The organism is Xenorhabdus indica (assembly GCF_014467235.1).
In the GTDB taxonomy this organism is placed as follows: Bacteria; Pseudomonadota; Gammaproteobacteria; order Enterobacterales; family Enterobacteriaceae; genus Xenorhabdus; species Xenorhabdus indica.
Window position 1 is genome coordinate 20257 of record NZ_NKHP01000025.1, and the last position, 14236, is coordinate 34492.

Sequence of the window (14236 nt, forward strand, 5' to 3'; positions counted from 1 at the left end):
TTCATCTTTGTTGGCTGCGCTACTCTATTTTTTACAACTACTTTTTTACAACTACCCCCCCCCCCCGGTCACATAGTTTTCTATGCTACCGGGGATTAATGAGAGGCTCCTTCCTCTCACCGGAAGCCAGCTTTCGGCTGGACAAATTCGTTTTCTTGCCGCCGCGACGCAACTTGAAATTCATTGGGTGAAAAGAAAATATTCAGGAAAGAGTGAATTGGGGTTTTTGATCATAAACCTTAATAGTGCCTTTTAAATAAGATATTTTTGCATATTTAGTAGCCACGTTCCGGCTTAAAGTGTGATCAAGTTTGCTAAATAGGATTTTGTTGCCGCTCTATAGTCAATTAATGTGATAGTTATCACTATTTATTATCGTATGTTGCAAAAATGCGATTTTAAATTTGCATCTCGTCATGTTTGGAGTTCTTTTATGTCTCATATTTTTCATTTTGTTCTCGCTTTAGCGGTCATTGGCGGCTTGGCGATTTTTGCGAGTAATAACCGGAAAGATATTCGAATTCGGTATATTATTCAGTTAATTGCTATTGAACTTGTTCTGGCGTGGTTTTTCCTTAATTCTAATGCTGGATTAGGGATCGTCAAAGGGTTTGACAGTTTGTTTGTCCACCTGCTGTCTTATGCTGCGAAAGGTACTAGTTTTGTTTTTGGTGGTATGATCGAAGCAAATCTGGCATTTTTCTTCCTAAATGTACTTTGTCCTATCATCTTTATCTCTGCTTTGATCGGTATCCTGCAACATATAAAAATTCTGCCAATTATCATTCGTGCAATTGGTACTGTGTTGTCCAAAGTTAATGGTATGGGAAAACTGGAATCGTTCAATGCGGTTAGCTCATTGATTCTGGGGCAATCAGAGAATTTTATCGCTTATAAAGATGTATTGAACAAAATGTCTGAACGTCGGATGTACACAATGGCGGCAACCGCGATGTCTACAGTATCCATGTCTATCGTAGGTGCTTACATGACAATGCTGGATGCAAAATATGTGGTAGCAGCCTTGATACTTAACATGTTCAGTACCTTTATCGTTTTGTCTCTTATCAACCCTTACTCTGTTGAAAGTGAAGGGGATATCCATATGAACAATCTGCATGAAGGACAAAGTTTCTTTGAAATGCTGGGCGAGTACATTCTGGCTGGTTTTAAAGTCGCTTTGATTGTAGCGGCCATGCTGATCGGCTTTATTGCCTTGATTGCGGGTATCAATGCTGTTTTTGATATGGCATTTGGTATTTCTTTTCAGGAATGTCTGGGATATGTTTTCTATCCATTTGCCTGGATCATTGGCATCCCCAGTGATGAAGCACTGAAAGTAGGTAGTATCATGGCGACTAAACTGGTTTCTAATGAATTTGTTGCAATGCAGAGTTTACAGGAAATTGCAGGGCAATTGAGTGAGCGTTCAAAAGGTATCTTATCCGTATTTCTGGTTTCCTTTGCCAACTTCTCATCCATAGGAATTGTAGCTGGTGCTATTAAAGGTTTGAATGAAAAACAGGGGAATACTGTCGCACGTTTTGGACTGAAACTGCTGTTTGGTTCAACTTTGGTAAGTTTTCTGTCGGCTGCAATTACCGGACTGGTAATGAGTATTTAATTTTCTTAGCAATTTGAGTTTTAGAAAAAATGGTATCTGGGCAGATGCCATTTTATCTTTATATAAAAGCCAAAATGAAAATGGCTCAAGAGGTCGATATAATGAATAAAGAAAATTTGCTGGAGATCGCCAACACTGTCATGCCATTTGGTAAATACAAAGGACGGAAGTTAATCGATCTTCCTGAAGAGTATTTACTTTGGTTTGCCCGTAAAGAGGGATTTCCACAAGGAAAATTGGGGACATTAATGGAAATGACCCTTGCAATTAAAATTGAAGGGTTGGATTCATTGGTAAGGCCATTGAAAAAAAACGGTTAGCCGTAAAAGAATATACCTGAAGCAAATTTTATTATAGTCCATCTCTCTGAAAAAATTTTGTTATTGAGAGTAATAACTAAACTTCAGTGACTATCTTGTCTGGTGATAACTATTTTTCATTATCCAAAGGAAACAACTGTGACGACGGGCTTTATAACAAAGTTGATGTAGACTCAAATTATTCGGATGGAACTTTCAGTTTGAAAATAAAAAGTATTACGATGATTTGATGCTTTAAGAGATAGGTTGTTTTCACTATATTATCGTGTAGCCATAAGAAAAATCCCTGAAAACTTGCGCTTTCAGGGATCCAGAATCTTGGTGGAGCTAAGCGGGATCGAACCGCTGACCTCTTGCATGCCATGCAAGCGCTCTCCCGGCTGAGCTATAGCCCCACAATTGTGGTTCAGAATAAATATTTGGTGGAGCTAAGCGGGATCGAACCGCTGACCTCTTGCATGCCATGCAAGCGCTCTCCCAGCTGAGCTATAGCCCCAAATCAAAATCCTGTGGAACGGAGCGCATCATATGAAACCCGAAGAACTCTGTCAACGGATTCATTAATATTTACGGTGTAAACGTTGAAAAAGCCATCAATGCCTGGTTGGAAGAATAAAAAATAAAGGCACTACAATAAATTGTGTGCCTCTATAACTTATTTTGGCCGATTTTTTAATGCTGATTATTGTGCTTCACGCTGGGCAATATAAACCAGAGCCTTATCAATACGAGAGAGTGAACGTGCCTGATTAATAGCGTGAATAGTGACGTCAACACTCGGAGATTGACCAGCGCCAGTAACTGCAACACGTAGTGGCATACCCACTTTACCCATACCGATTTCCAATTCGTCAGCGGTTGACTGAATTGCATGGTGGATATTCTCTGGTGTCCATTCGGTAATAGCAGCTAGTTTTTCACGGACAACTTCTAATGGCTGACGAGCCACTGGTCGCAGATGTTTTTTCGCAGCATCTGCATCGAACTCAGTAAACTCTTCATAGAAATAACGACAAGCACTGGCCATTTCTTTCAATGTTTTGCAGCGTTCACCCAACAGTTTAATCAGTTCAACCAGTTCCGGGCCAGTATGTGTATCAATACCTTGTTGTTCAATATGCCACGCTAAATAAACAGCAACTTTTTCCGCAGGCAGGGTATTAATGTAATGATGGTTCAACCATTGCAGCTTTTCAGTGTTGAAGGCGCTGGCTGATTTGCTGATAGCGTCAAGGCTGAACAACTCTGTCATTTCTTCAACGCTGAAAATTTCTTGATCACCATGTGACCATCCTAAACGAACCAGATAGTTCAAAAGTGCTTCCGGCAGATAGCCATCATCACGATATTGCATCACGCTGACGGCACCATGACGTTTGGACAATTTTTTACCATCGTCACCGAGGATCATAGAAACATGAGCATATTCTGGTACTGGTGCGCCAAGCGCTTTCAGAATATTAATTTGACGCGGTGTGTTATTGATGTGATCTTCACCACGAATAACGTGAGTGATTTCCATATCCCAGTCATCAATGACAACACAGAAGTTATAAGTTGGTGAGCCATCAGTACGGCGAATAATCAAATCGTCTAACTCTTGGTTACTGAATTCAATCGGGCCACGGATGCTGTCATTAAAAATAACAGAGCCTTCTTGTGGGTTGCGGAAACGTACAACATGTGGCTCATCATGGCTATGTTGGCATTCACTATCACGACAACGACCGTCATAACGTGGTTTTTCGCTATTTGCCATCTGAGTTTCACGTAATTGTTCCAAGCGCTCTTTAGAACAATAGCAGCGATATGCTGTACCTTGTTCCAGCATTTCATCAATAACTTGATTATAACGGTCGAAACGTTTGGTCTGATAATAAGGGCCTTCATCCCAATTCAGATTTAACCAGTTCATTCCGTCCATAATCGCATCAATGGCTTCCTGAGTTGAACGTTCCAGATCAGTGTCTTCAATGCGCAGAACAAATTCACCTTTGTTATGACGGCTGTATAGCCAGGAATAAAGGGCAGTACGTGCGCCGCCAACGTGAAGATAGCCAGTAGGACTTGGCGCAAAACGGGTTTTTATTTTACTCATCGGGAATTGCCTTAATTACATTTCACTTTTCAGAGAACGTTTTGGATGATTGAAGTAACAATTTAAATAACAATAGTGGGGGTATTTTATCACTGGACTTCAATTCCTCAATGGCGTTAATGATAGGTTATTGGGAAAAGGTAAGATACATTGTCTAAATGATAACTTAATGTGACTATAATTGTTTCATTCTGTGTAATTTTGCGACGAACGGAAGTTTTAGTAATAAAAACCGTTGACTCACCTCGAACTATCCCTATAATGCGACTCCATCACGACGGGGCGATTAGCTCAGTTGGTAGAGCATCTCCCTTACAAGGAGGGGGCCATTGGTTCGAGTCCGATATCGCCCACCATTATCTCGTAGTGGTAAGCTAGAGAAAATGGCAACCGTAGTGATGAAAATGATTTTATGATTGGGCGATTAGCTCAGTTGGTAGAGCATCTCCCTTACAAGGAGGGGGTCATCAGTTCGAATCTGGTATCGCCCACCAATCATAAGTCGGTGATATTGATGTCGTTACAGTAACTTTTCAGTAATAGTCATCATGCAGTAATAGTCATCATGAAGTGGGCGATTAGCTCAGTTGGTAGAGCATCTCCCTTACAAGGAGGGGGTCATCAGTTCGAATCTGGTATCGCCCACCACTTCATTAGATTGTTCCGCAGTATCACAGTGATATTTACGATGGGTCGTTAGCTCAGTCGGTAGAGCAGTTGACTTTTAATCAATTGGTCGCAGGTTCGAATCCTGCACGACCCACCATTTTAAATATCAAAATCAAAATTATCTAATTGGGTCGTTAGCTCAGTCGGTAGAGCAGTTGACTTTTAATCAATTGGTCGCAGGTTCGAATCCTGCACGACCCACCATTTAGATGTCAAAATCAGAATTACCTAATTGGGTCGTTAGCTCAGTCGGTAGAGCAGTTGACTTTTAATCAATTGGTCGCAGGTTCGAATCCTGCACGACCCACCATTTAGGTGTCCACGATATTGAAGTGGGCGATTAGCTCAGTTGGTAGAGCATCTCCCTTACAAGGAGGGGGTCATCAGTTCGAATCTGGTATCGCCCACCACTTCATCCAGTTCCTTATAATCCAGTTATTGAGTGATATACAAACAAAATCCATGTTTGGTTTTTAATTAGGTTTTGTAAAAACAACATAGTCCCTCAATAAGATCAGAAAATGCTGCTTTTTCACTTTGTTACTGAGTTTTTAATCCGTAACTTTTAAATTTTGTCAAAATTTGTTGCATCTCTTCGGAAGGAAGTATCGGAATATTTTTTGTAACATTTCCAATATTATTTCCAACAACAGGCAGAATTTTTAAATAAAGTTTCGCCAGTATTTCCACTTCATTCGCCAGCCATAGCGCTTTTTCCAGATTGGCTTCCATCGCGAGCATGCCGTGATGTTGCATTAACAGTGCTTTACTGTGCTTAATTCCTTCTTTGACGCTCTTTGCCAGTTCAGGAGTCCCAAAGGTTGAATAGGGAATACAGGGAACATGGTCTGCCCCTGTCACCGCCACCATATAATGAATAGCAGGGATGGAATGATTGAGTATGGAAACTGCCGTTGCATTGACAGCATGGTTGTGCACAACGGCATTCAACTCAGGGCGTGCCTGATAGCAGGAGAGATGAAAATACCATTCACTTGATGGTACTTTATCCGGTTCAGCTTCCCCGTCATGCTTGATATAGACAATCTGATCTGGGGTCAATTGCTCATAAGGGACACCACTGGGAGTGATCAGAAAACCATCCTGATAGCGAGTACTGATATTTCCTGATGTTCCTTGATTTAAATCCAGTGCATTCATTTTAAGACAAGTTTCAATGATTGACTGGCAGATATGTTCTCTATTTACCATAAAAAATAGCCATTACGAATACTGTTGGTATAAATCGGGGAAAAGCATGCGCAATCCTGCCGCACTAGCATCACAGATCCCGCGTTCTGTAATTAATCCGGTAACTAATTCTGCTGGTGTGACATCAAAAGCATAATTTCTACAAAGTGTTCCTTGCGGAACGGTATTGACCCAATTGCGTTTTCCTTGCGAAGTGAGTCCATAGACATGTGATTGCTCTTCACCTGAACGTTGTTCAATAGGGATCTCTTTTACGCCATCCCAAACCGTAAAATCCAGTGTCGGTGATGGTAAAGCAACATAAAATGGCACTTGATTTGCTTTGGCTGCCAGAGCTTTAAGATAAGTACCAATCTTATTGCAAACATCCCCTCTAGCGGTTGTCCTGTCTGTACCAACAATACAAAGATCCACTTTCCCATGTTGCATCAAGTGGCCTCCTGCATTATCAGCGATTAAAGTATGTGGAACACCGTGTGAACCTAATTCAAAAGCCGTCAATCCCCCCTGATTGCGAGGACGAGTTTCATCAACCCAAACATGAACTTTAATACCTACATCATGTGCCATATAAATGGGTGATAATGCAGTACCCCAATCCACTGTTGCCAGCCATCCCGCGTTGCAGTGAGTCAATATATTTACGACTTCACCTGCTGGTTTATTCGCAGCGATCCCTTGTATGATTTTTAGGCCATTTTCACCAATCTTACGGCATAGTTCGACATCTTCATCAGCAATTTCGTTGGCAATACGATAAGCAGTCCCTTTACGCTGTAGAGGAAATGTATTTTCCAGTACTTGATATGAACGATCCAAAGCCCATTTTAAATTAATAGCAGTTGGTCGGGCCTTGACTAGCGTGTCATAAGCCAACCGCAAGTTCTCATTGCTGCTGTCCTGATGCATTGCCAGTGCCATACCATAAGCGGCAACAGCACCAATTAAAGGGGCGCCACGTACCCACATATCTTTAATCGCTGTTGCAGCATCCTGCATAGAGCTTAATTGAATGATTTGTAACTCAAAAGGTAGTTTGGTCTGATCGAAAATTTCGACGGTATATCCGTCGCCAGCAAGCCAAACAGATCGATAATGAATGCCATTAATTTTCATCTAAATCTCTTAAGCCTATATGATATAACGTTTAATTAGTGAAAAATCTTGGTGTTTATGCTTGTTGACAATTAACTCGTGTGCCAGTTTCAAGGCGTGTTTTTCACAAGTGGCGCGTAGTGTTGGATCTTCAATCTGTTTGAAATCAGCGACACAGGCAAAGCCAATAATACGGCGATTAATTTCAAGCCCGGCATAGACCAGAATTTCTTCAAATAAATTGGAGAAAAAATTATCTTGTGCTGCTTTAAGAAATAGTGAACTGAAAGCTCCCTGCTGGTAAATTTTGATAGGATAGGCTTCTCCGACACTCTTTTCATTCCATAGTTGACGAAAACGACGTACAAATATTGCCCATGTTGTTTCAATCTGTGTTAGAAGCCACGACTGATAATCAGTACATTGCTTTTTATTGTCTCGTAAAGCAGGTTGGGCAAAATAAGCTATAAACAGATTACCGATATAGTTGCCGATATCAAATGCCATTGGTCCCATGAAACTGAATTCTGGGTCTATTACTTTTGTGGAATCCGGCGTTACCATAATGGAGCCAGAGTGGAGATCACCGTGTAGTAAGGCTTGGGCTTCAGTCATGAATTTGTATTTATACTGCATCACAGTTTGGATCATTGCCTGATCCTGCCAAACAGCGTGGACGTCACTATCAAGTTGTGGAGAAGTCCAGTTGTTTCTTTCGGCATTAAAATATGGCTCTGTAAAAATCAGATCTTCGGTGATCTTACAAAGTTCGTGATTATTGGCAAAACGGCTTACCAGCTCTTTTTTTTCTTTACTGTCCATTCCGATATCAGAGGTATGGAATAGAGTATCAGCAAGAAAAATTCCAATATCTTCTGCAAGATAAGGGAGTCTCTGACCAGCGATCAACTGCTTACGCAAGATAATATGCTGATCTAAATACTCCATCACAAATAAAGACATTTCTTCATCGTAAAAATACACCTCGGGGACATACTGGCTGACAAATTTATTGATTTCTAGCAGGTTATGATATTCAAAATAGGTACGATCAAGAGAAAGTTGCCATGATTCTCCTGCTGCCCGCATATAAGGTAAGGCTTGTTTGACAACAACCGTTTTTTTAGCGCCAGAAACAATGAAAACTAAGTTGAGATTCCCATCACCCACTTCCTTTATTTGCCATGTTTCAGGCAATCCGCCGAGTGAGATTGTTGTTGGTAAATTTTTCGCAAGATAATGTGGTAAGGATTCACAAGTTTGTGGGATATATTCAGTAGGAACATAAGCAGACATTATTTTTCATCCTGATAATTTCATGAAGGGAAGTTCATAAGCTGTACAGTGATAACATATTCTGCGGTAATGGATTTTCACATTTGTTAACAATAAGTATACAAACGTAAAGTGTCTGTGATGGAAATAACGAATATAGCTTACGACGGCGAAAGTCATCAGGTTTTTGGCTCTGGCAGAGGGGGAAGGCCATAAGCAGCTCTGGCGCGATCACAGGCTTCATTGTAATCACCCGTTTCCCATGCGTGAGAAAATTCCTTACAAGGAGAAGGTCTTTTATCATAAATGGAACAGGAAACTGAGTAGCCAATTTCCCCTTGTAATTTTATACAGCGAGGATATAACTCATTCGTGCCTTTCATACAGCACATAAAGTTGTTCAGTTTTTCAGTGGCAGAGATGGGAACGGACCCTCCTCCATCTTCTGTTTCTGCCCAATAAAACGAAACACGAAAATATGCACAACAAGCGCCGCAGCTAATGCAAGGATTATTCAAAGATTGAGAATTTAACACTTGACTCATACCAGATGTCTCTATCTAATTTTTAAGATATTCACTTAGGTAAAATAGCTCTGATCTCAAGAGTTCATTTTTATATATCCTGAGTCTTTAAAGCTATAGCTTTGTTGGTTGTACTTTGAAATTCATAGGGCATATGGAAAGATTGCCTCTTTGAGAATAGATTATTTTTTTAGAGAATAGGGGATATCAAGAGAAATTTATTTTTCAAGTAAAGAAAAAATAGCATCAGTAATTTTAGCTAGAGCAATATTATTGACATTCTCTGGATCGTACAAGGTAATACACATATCTTCTGATGCAAGTGGTGACCAATTTTCAGGCTTGGTAACACCATAAAGAGCAACAATTTTTTTCTTTAATGCCGCTGATAAATGGCAAATACCTCCATCGCCAACTACAATCAAGGTCATATTATTTAATAATGCCAGAAAAGAGTTTAAAGAATTACACATAACAATCTGACTATTATCACCTATACGTGAAGTTAAATCTTCAGCTAAATACATATCATTGGGAAATGCTGAAATAATAAATCTTGCAGTAGGATATTTTTCTGAAATTTTACCAGCAATTAAATTAAGTTTTTCATTATTAATTAAGCTATGTTTTCTATTGTTGGAGACAGAAAATAAAATTAATGGTTCTTCTGAGAAAATCGAAGTTGATGTATTATGCAACGTTATTTCAGGGAATAAATCAAATGATAAAGATTGCACATTGGGTGAAAATGTACGTAATATCTTTAAAGCCTGATGGTAACCTTTTATGATTTCTTGATTGACTGGATAGTTAACTAATTTAGAATGCCATTTTTGATCTGTAACAACAGCATAGCGCTTTTTTGCTCCCAATAACCATAAAAATAAATTATTGAGTTTCATTGGACTTGGTTTGGCGGAGATAGCAATATCGAAATTCTTCTTGCGGAATTTTAGTGCGGTTTTTACTATAGAAAGATATTTGTTTCCTTGAGGAAGGACATTGATGCTTATATCAGGGCATATATACTTAGTAAGTTCATCATTACCTTGTTCTATAAACAGACTAATCTCTGCATTGGGGTATTTTTTCTGTAAAGATTTTATTAATGGCTGGGTACAGATAAGATCGCCAAACCCATTTCTGCGTAATATAGCTATTTTCATGTTGAATGATAAAAGAAAAATTTTTTTCAAATGGCAGATACTGCTTTTAAGAATAGAACATTTCTTTAATAGTTCAATGTATTATGTAAAAAATCGTTCAAACAATATTTTGCCTATGTGTTATTTGTAAAGACATATGAACATGTTTTTGCTTTTAATTCCTCAATGCTAGAAGGTTGGCTATAATTTTAGCTACTTCCAGTACGAAATGAGGAAAACCTAATGACTATGTTGAAAGAGAGACAACATATGATCATTCGCGCAATGAATGACCAGAATCATTTAATGCAGCCTATCAGTAAGGAAAAACTTCAATTCCTTGGAGAGGCTTTTGGATGGGATCAATTAGCTGACGATATAAACTATCTAATAAAAATTGGCTTAGTTAATCATGATGCTATTCATTTTGATGATGGTAGCTATGGTTTTAACCCTGATGCAATGGCTCTTACTGCTGCCGGCGTTGAATACGTCAATATGGATACAATTGATGATGAAATTACCATAAAGATCCATAAAAACACCCTTGAAAAGATTGAAACGATAATCAACAGAGCAAATCTTCCGAATGCTGAAAAAAAAGAAATTTTACAATTAGTTAAAGAGAAAGGTGTTGAGGTTGTGATCGGTAAATGTGTTGATATTCTATTTGTGAATACTAGCCTTGCTACGGCTGTACTCTCTGAATTAACTAAATAAAAATGATAACTATGTCACGTTGCTTTTCGAATTAAAAAGGCTTTGCACTAGCGGGACTTTTTGTTTTCTATCAGTTGTCAACTTAGCATTTACAACTCAATATTTGAATACATCAGAAAATATCACCTAATTAAACTGGCTATTCCTTATCTTTGGGTGTATCAGTATCACAATAATTATCTCCTTGGTGAGGATAGGATGTATGGGCTGGTATCGACATTATTTCAAAGACATTTACAGGCTATCCTTACAGGAAGCAGTAAAGGGTAGTGTTAAACTTGTGATCAGTCATGATGGGCAATACCATTACTTTTTAGATATACCAAAACGGCAACCAGGCCCTAGACTCAATATCTTTGGGCACGGGGATCCAAACAAAGCCCTTTTTCAAGGGCATTCTGTGGATCGCCCTTTATCTGGCACCGAGGTGACTGGCTTTCCTTGTAGGGAAAGGCTACCTCAAGCTCATTCTTTATCACCAAGTGATCTTGCAGAAAGCATAAAGCCGCTAATCTCGATATATTGCATACGGAGTATCCGGTTGGTTGCGTGTTATACCGGGAAAACAGGCTTTGCTAGAGCTTTGGCTTATTTAACGAGTTTGCCTGTTAAAGCTCCAATACATCATATTGATGTAATGGAATTTGTTACTACTGGTCGTTACTGGATAATCAAGCCACAAGAAGAGGAGTTAAAGGAAATGGAACGAAATTTCCGGTGGTTTGGTCTTAGCCAATAATCACTGCAATGCATCACAAATTCAGGTGCGGAATTATATTCGGCTCCCCCTGTTACTACTGCATATCGCCATACCTCCCCACAGCGTTGACGTACTTTTCTGAGCTTTTCGGTTGCTCCCCCGATCATTCAGTCTTGATAAAACAGCCATAAGTTCCATTGGTGTTATTTCGGCAATAGGTTTGCCGCCTATATAAGGAAAAACATCTTTTGAAAAATTGTAGAGATTTAGGAAGATGCCGCGAGACTTCAAGAGATGAGGCAAGCAGTGAATATATTGATTTTAGTGGAATTAATTGATTCTCATAGATCATGAGAGAAGTTGATTTCCCATGCATGAATAGAACTTGATTATTAATTAATTTATTTTAAATAATAATATTTTTTATATTTTTAAATCTATACAAATTTCTATACAACTTACATTATGCTAAGGCATCTCACCAGCTTCATTGTATAGCTGATATGTTTTTGGCCCGTGATCTGGTATCCCCACACTCAATAAAACGAGGTCAGTACGTTTAAAGTACCAACCTTGTTAAGAGGTTGCGACGAAATTCGTCGTCACCTATGGAACGATAGAAGAGATCGCCAACTGATAGCCCTGCCAGTAAGAAGCTTTCCCCGTAACCGTGATCTCCTGACCTTTGCGCAATAGCATGACCGATAGTGCTACTTCATCAAAGCCCACGACACGTAACGGATAATCACTGCGCTTCTCGCTTTGTACCTGCATATTAGCGACGGCCATTACTTTACCTGTCTGTCACTTGATGCGCTTCGGGGCTACGGTGATCTTACCTGTGACCGTGGCGATGGTAGCGGGTGCGTTCTTCTGCTTTCTTCGTGCCATATTCCACCGTCTATAGATGATTGTTTTTTTCAATCATGATAATAATCAGTTAGTTAAATCACTGAGAACGTAATACATATTCAGTTTCTGAGTTACATACGGGAAAATCCCGCATGTATATAGATAAAGGTATAGAGGAAATCACAATACCCAAGATGGGATATCTCACCTTTAATTCAGCACGCTTCCGTTTGAAACGGAAGTGTGAAATTAACTGTAGGGATTCCTTAGATTAAGAAGTCACCGATTTGGAAGGCCTCTCACTTTACTAAGCATGAGGACTACGAGACTTATTTGGAAAATTCCAAAAAAGCTCGTCTGAGAACTGAGTACCCTAATTGATGTTGTTAAGTGGGCAATGATGAGCAGCCGTGAGATAGCGGAACTGACAAATAAAACGATATCACATATCCATGTTGATATTTGGAACATGTTGGAGCAGCTTTACTACATCAAAAAAGATGATCGGAATTTCGATCATAATAAAAATCAACAAGTTAACTTGGTTAAAGGTGTAATAGCAGTTATCGACAATCGCGGGTACGTATCTGAGTTCTTACTCGACCGCCGCCACACTGAAATTCTTATCACTACCGACGAAATTCGTCGTCAGTCACAGCGTACATTTTTGTGCCAAGAACACTAAACTCATTTTCATAATTTCTTTTCTCTTTATATAAGTTAAGCAAACGGTGTTGTCTCAGTTGCCTCGGTTGTCTCAACCGACTTAATATATTGTTTTATAATGATTAATATCTAAAAATTGAGACAACCAAGCCTATTTTATGTTGTCTCAATTTTATCTTTTTTATCGCAAATAATTTTTATGTTTTTGATAAATAAATATTTAATCTTGGATTTGATGTTGTCTCAATGAATAACCTTAGAACACCTATCTACCCAATAAACTATAATGGATACGTGATCTTATCGACAGCATATTTATCGACGGATCTAAATTCTTTACCGCCGAACCGGCATCATCAACTGCACACTGAGAGACGAGACATGAGTAAGAAAAACGAATTAGTAACTATCGACTCAAATGAACTCCCAGTAATCGAATGGCAAGGCGTCCGCGTTGTTACCACGGAAACATTGGCGGCTGGGTATGGCACAGAGGCGACAAACGTTCGCTCCAATATTGCTAACCATCGCAGTCGTTTTATTGAGGGTGTTCATGTATTCACCCTTAAAGGTGATGATTTTCGAGCATTTAAGAACCAAGTCAATAACATTGACTTGGTTAATAAACACACAAATCAAGTCACTCTTTTTACAGAGATCGGTGATTTTATAATCAACGAGTGCTAAGATTGGAATAAGATAATCATTAACTCAGAACGCGGAGGGATTACAGCATGGGCGTAGTTATCACAAGACTTGAGTCTTTTGTTGTCAATGTTATCCATGATGACATGTGGATTGCTGAGTGTGATGAGCTTGGATTGGTTACAGAAGCCAAAACTTATGATGAATTGATAGAGAAAGTTTGGGAAATAGCACCTGAGCTTTATGAGATTAACGGTCTGGGCGACCAGTCTGAGGTCATTCGCCTTAAGTTTGTCCAAGAGCAATCATCTGATTCAAGGGTGGTACTCTAATGGGATCGGGTTTATATCCACAACTCAAAGTTATTTTACTGGCACATGGCTGTTACTTTGTCAGGCAAGGCAAAGGTAGTCATGAAATATGGCGTAGCGATATAACCAACAAAGCATTCAGCGTGCCATACACTATAGTTTCCAGACATACCGCCAATGCAATTCTACGACAGGCGGGTATTAAAGAGAAAATTTGATAATTGTCACTCTACCCAAGAATAAGCCCCATCACGGGGCTTTTTTTTGACCTGCGGAATATGACCTCGTTAGTTAAGCCTGATCTAAGCCCAAATTCGGGCTTTGCTGTCATTATCCAGCACCTGTGTCCAAGTAACCTATTGAAAATACGTAGATTTATT

15 protein-coding genes, 9 tRNA genes and 1 pseudogene are annotated in these 14236 nt (G+C 39.3%); 15 read left to right on the plus strand and 10 right to left on the minus strand.

From position 1 onward, the window contains the following. The first annotated feature begins 433 nt into the window (after positions 1 to 433). Both Xind_RS16135 and Xind_RS16140 read left to right on the plus strand, forming a co-directional pair. The gene (locus tag Xind_RS16135) at positions 434 to 1624 is read left to right on the plus strand and encodes a NupC/NupG family nucleoside CNT transporter (protein ID WP_047683121.1); all 1191 of its coding nucleotides are present in this window, start codon (positions 434 to 436) and stop codon (positions 1622 to 1624) included. A 101-nt stretch (positions 1625 to 1725) separates the two neighbouring features. Beyond that, positions 1726 to 1944: a DUF3820 family protein gene (locus Xind_RS16140; protein ID WP_047683137.1), complete on the plus strand. Its 219-nt coding sequence runs from the start codon at positions 1726 to 1728 to the stop codon at positions 1942 to 1944. Positions 1945 to 2263: 319 nt separating this feature from the next. On the opposite strand, the gene Xind_RS16145 is transcribed toward Xind_RS16140, so the two are convergent. From Xind_RS16145 to gltX, 3 genes are all read right to left on the minus strand, one after another. Further along, positions 2264 to 2339: transfer RNA gene (locus tag Xind_RS16145), tRNA-Ala, on the minus strand. A gap of 25 nt (positions 2340 to 2364) precedes the next feature. Beyond that, positions 2365 to 2440 (minus strand) — tRNA-Ala (locus Xind_RS16150). 186 nt (positions 2441 to 2626) lie between these two features. Further along, positions 2627 to 4042, minus strand: coding sequence for a glutamate--tRNA ligase (gene gltX, locus Xind_RS16155; protein WP_187650457.1), 1416 nt, complete (start codon positions 4040 to 4042; stop codon positions 2627 to 2629). A 280-nt stretch (positions 4043 to 4322) separates the two neighbouring features. Between gltX and Xind_RS16160 the strand changes: the two genes are divergently transcribed. From Xind_RS16160 to Xind_RS16190, 7 genes are all read left to right on the plus strand, one after another. Next, a tRNA-Val gene (locus tag Xind_RS16160) sits at positions 4323 to 4398 on the plus strand. A 62-nt stretch (positions 4399 to 4460) separates the two neighbouring features. Further along, positions 4461 to 4536 (plus strand) — tRNA-Val (locus Xind_RS16165). Positions 4537 to 4614: 78 nt separating this feature from the next. Then, a tRNA-Val gene (locus Xind_RS16170) sits at positions 4615 to 4690 on the plus strand. 42 nt (positions 4691 to 4732) lie between these two features. Continuing rightward, positions 4733 to 4808 (plus strand) — tRNA-Lys (locus tag Xind_RS16175). Between the two features lie 31 nt (positions 4809 to 4839). Beyond that, positions 4840 to 4915 (plus strand) — tRNA-Lys (locus tag Xind_RS16180). 30 nt (positions 4916 to 4945) lie between these two features. After that, positions 4946 to 5021 (plus strand) — tRNA-Lys (locus Xind_RS16185). Positions 5022 to 5045: 24 nt separating this feature from the next. Next, a tRNA-Val gene (locus Xind_RS16190) sits at positions 5046 to 5121 on the plus strand. Positions 5122 to 5251: 130 nt separating this feature from the next. On the opposite strand, the gene Xind_RS16195 is transcribed toward Xind_RS16190, so the two are convergent. The 5 genes from Xind_RS16195 to Xind_RS16215 form a co-directional block, all read right to left on the minus strand. After that, positions 5252 to 5923: an L-fuculose-phosphate aldolase gene (locus Xind_RS16195; protein WP_187650458.1), complete on the minus strand. Its 672-nt coding sequence runs from the start codon at positions 5921 to 5923 to the stop codon at positions 5252 to 5254. Between the two features lie 12 nt (positions 5924 to 5935). Beyond that, entirely contained in the window at positions 5936 to 7039 is a 1104-nt protein-coding gene (gene mtnA, locus Xind_RS16200; RefSeq protein WP_187650459.1) for an S-methyl-5-thioribose-1-phosphate isomerase, read from the minus strand. 15 nt (positions 7040 to 7054) lie between these two features. Next, the gene (gene mtnK / locus Xind_RS16205) at positions 7055 to 8314 is read right to left on the minus strand and encodes an S-methyl-5-thioribose kinase (protein WP_047681009.1); all 1260 of its coding nucleotides are present in this window, start codon (positions 8312 to 8314) and stop codon (positions 7055 to 7057) included. A 158-nt stretch (positions 8315 to 8472) separates the two neighbouring features. Beyond that, complete coding sequence (locus tag Xind_RS16210) at positions 8473 to 8838, minus strand: YkgJ family cysteine cluster protein (RefSeq protein WP_187650460.1); 366 nt, start codon at positions 8836 to 8838, stop codon at positions 8473 to 8475. Positions 8839 to 9035: 197 nt separating this feature from the next. Further along, the gene (locus tag Xind_RS16215) at positions 9036 to 10013 is read right to left on the minus strand and encodes a glycosyltransferase family 9 protein (protein WP_047681003.1); all 978 of its coding nucleotides are present in this window, start codon (positions 10011 to 10013) and stop codon (positions 9036 to 9038) included. Positions 10014 to 10205: 192 nt separating this feature from the next. Here Xind_RS16215 and Xind_RS16220 point away from each other — a divergent pair, with 192 nt between their 5' ends. Together Xind_RS16220 and Xind_RS16225 are read left to right on the plus strand one after the other, a co-directional pair. Next, positions 10206 to 10682, plus strand: a complete 477-nt coding sequence (locus tag Xind_RS16220; protein ID WP_187650461.1) for a hypothetical protein — start codon at positions 10206 to 10208, stop codon at positions 10680 to 10682. Between the two features lie 202 nt (positions 10683 to 10884). Continuing rightward, the gene (locus Xind_RS16225) at positions 10885 to 11421 is read left to right on the plus strand and encodes a hypothetical protein (RefSeq protein ID WP_047680998.1); all 537 of its coding nucleotides are present in this window, start codon (positions 10885 to 10887) and stop codon (positions 11419 to 11421) included. A 20-nt stretch (positions 11422 to 11441) separates the two neighbouring features. Here Xind_RS16225 and Xind_RS21805 read toward each other — a convergent pair. Together Xind_RS21805 and Xind_RS21810 are read right to left on the minus strand one after the other, a co-directional pair. Next, positions 11442 to 11637: pseudogene (locus tag Xind_RS21805) on the minus strand (phage integrase central domain-containing protein); the annotation flags it as partial. Positions 11638 to 11988: 351 nt separating this feature from the next. Next, a complete protein-coding gene (locus Xind_RS21810; RefSeq protein WP_231571398.1) occupies positions 11989 to 12171 on the minus strand; it encodes a single stranded DNA-binding domain-containing protein in 183 nt (60 codons plus the stop codon). 460 nt (positions 12172 to 12631) lie between these two features. Here Xind_RS21810 and Xind_RS16235 point away from each other — a divergent pair, with 460 nt between their 5' ends. The 4 genes from Xind_RS16235 to Xind_RS16250 all read left to right on the plus strand — a co-directional run bounded on the left by Xind_RS16235 (position 12632) and on the right by Xind_RS16250 (position 14074). Then, a complete protein-coding gene (locus tag Xind_RS16235; protein ID WP_156115350.1) occupies positions 12632 to 12919 on the plus strand; it encodes a Rha family transcriptional regulator in 288 nt (95 codons plus the stop codon). 362 nt (positions 12920 to 13281) lie between these two features. Further along, complete coding sequence (locus tag Xind_RS16240; protein ID WP_187650462.1) at positions 13282 to 13587, plus strand: ORF6N domain-containing protein; 306 nt, start codon at positions 13282 to 13284, stop codon at positions 13585 to 13587. A gap of 47 nt (positions 13588 to 13634) precedes the next feature. Further along, entirely contained in the window at positions 13635 to 13877 is a 243-nt protein-coding gene (locus tag Xind_RS16245; RefSeq protein WP_047680996.1) for a DUF1902 domain-containing protein, read from the plus strand. Continuing rightward, complete coding sequence (locus Xind_RS16250; protein ID WP_047680994.1) at positions 13877 to 14074, plus strand: type II toxin-antitoxin system HicA family toxin; 198 nt, start codon at positions 13877 to 13879, stop codon at positions 14072 to 14074. Before Xind_RS16245 ends, Xind_RS16250 begins: the two co-directional genes overlap by 1 nt. The last annotated feature ends 162 nt before the right edge of the window (positions 14075 to 14236 follow it).

Excerpts from the sequence above, each read along its gene's own strand:
- Xind_RS16135 (WP_047683121.1), top strand. The coding sequence starts at position 434 with ATGTCTCATATTTTTCATTTTGTTCTCGCTTTAGCGGTCATTGGCGGC.
- Xind_RS16140 (WP_047683137.1), top strand. The coding sequence starts at position 1,726 with ATGAATAAAGAAAATTTGCTGGAGATCGCCAACACTGTCATGCCATTT.
- gltX (WP_187650457.1), bottom strand. The coding sequence starts at position 4,042 with ATGAGTAAAATAAAAACCCGTTTTGCGCCAAGTCCTACTGGCTATCTT.
- Xind_RS16195 (WP_187650458.1), bottom strand. The coding sequence starts at position 5,923 with ATGGTAAATAGAGAACATATCTGCCAGTCAATCATTGAAACTTGTCTT.
- mtnA (WP_187650459.1), bottom strand. The coding sequence starts at position 7,039 with ATGAAAATTAATGGCATTCATTATCGATCTGTTTGGCTTGCTGGCGAC.
- mtnK (WP_047681009.1), bottom strand. The coding sequence starts at position 8,314 with ATGTCTGCTTATGTTCCTACTGAATATATCCCACAAACTTGTGAATCC.
- Xind_RS16210 (WP_187650460.1), bottom strand. The coding sequence starts at position 8,838 with ATGAGTCAAGTGTTAAATTCTCAATCTTTGAATAATCCTTGCATTAGC.
- Xind_RS16220 (WP_187650461.1), top strand. The coding sequence starts at position 10,206 with ATGACTATGTTGAAAGAGAGACAACATATGATCATTCGCGCAATGAAT.
- Xind_RS16225 (WP_047680998.1), top strand. The coding sequence starts at position 10,885 with ATGGGCTGGTATCGACATTATTTCAAAGACATTTACAGGCTATCCTTA.
- Xind_RS21810 (WP_231571398.1), bottom strand. The coding sequence starts at position 12,171 with ATGGCCGTCGCTAATATGCAGGTACAAAGCGAGAAGCGCAGTGATTAT.
- Xind_RS16235 (WP_156115350.1), top strand. The coding sequence starts at position 12,632 with ATGATGAGCAGCCGTGAGATAGCGGAACTGACAAATAAAACGATATCA.
- Xind_RS16240 (WP_187650462.1), top strand. The coding sequence starts at position 13,282 with ATGAGTAAGAAAAACGAATTAGTAACTATCGACTCAAATGAACTCCCA.
- Xind_RS16245 (WP_047680996.1), top strand. The coding sequence starts at position 13,635 with ATGGGCGTAGTTATCACAAGACTTGAGTCTTTTGTTGTCAATGTTATC.
- Xind_RS16250 (WP_047680994.1), top strand. The coding sequence starts at position 13,877 with ATGGGATCGGGTTTATATCCACAACTCAAAGTTATTTTACTGGCACAT.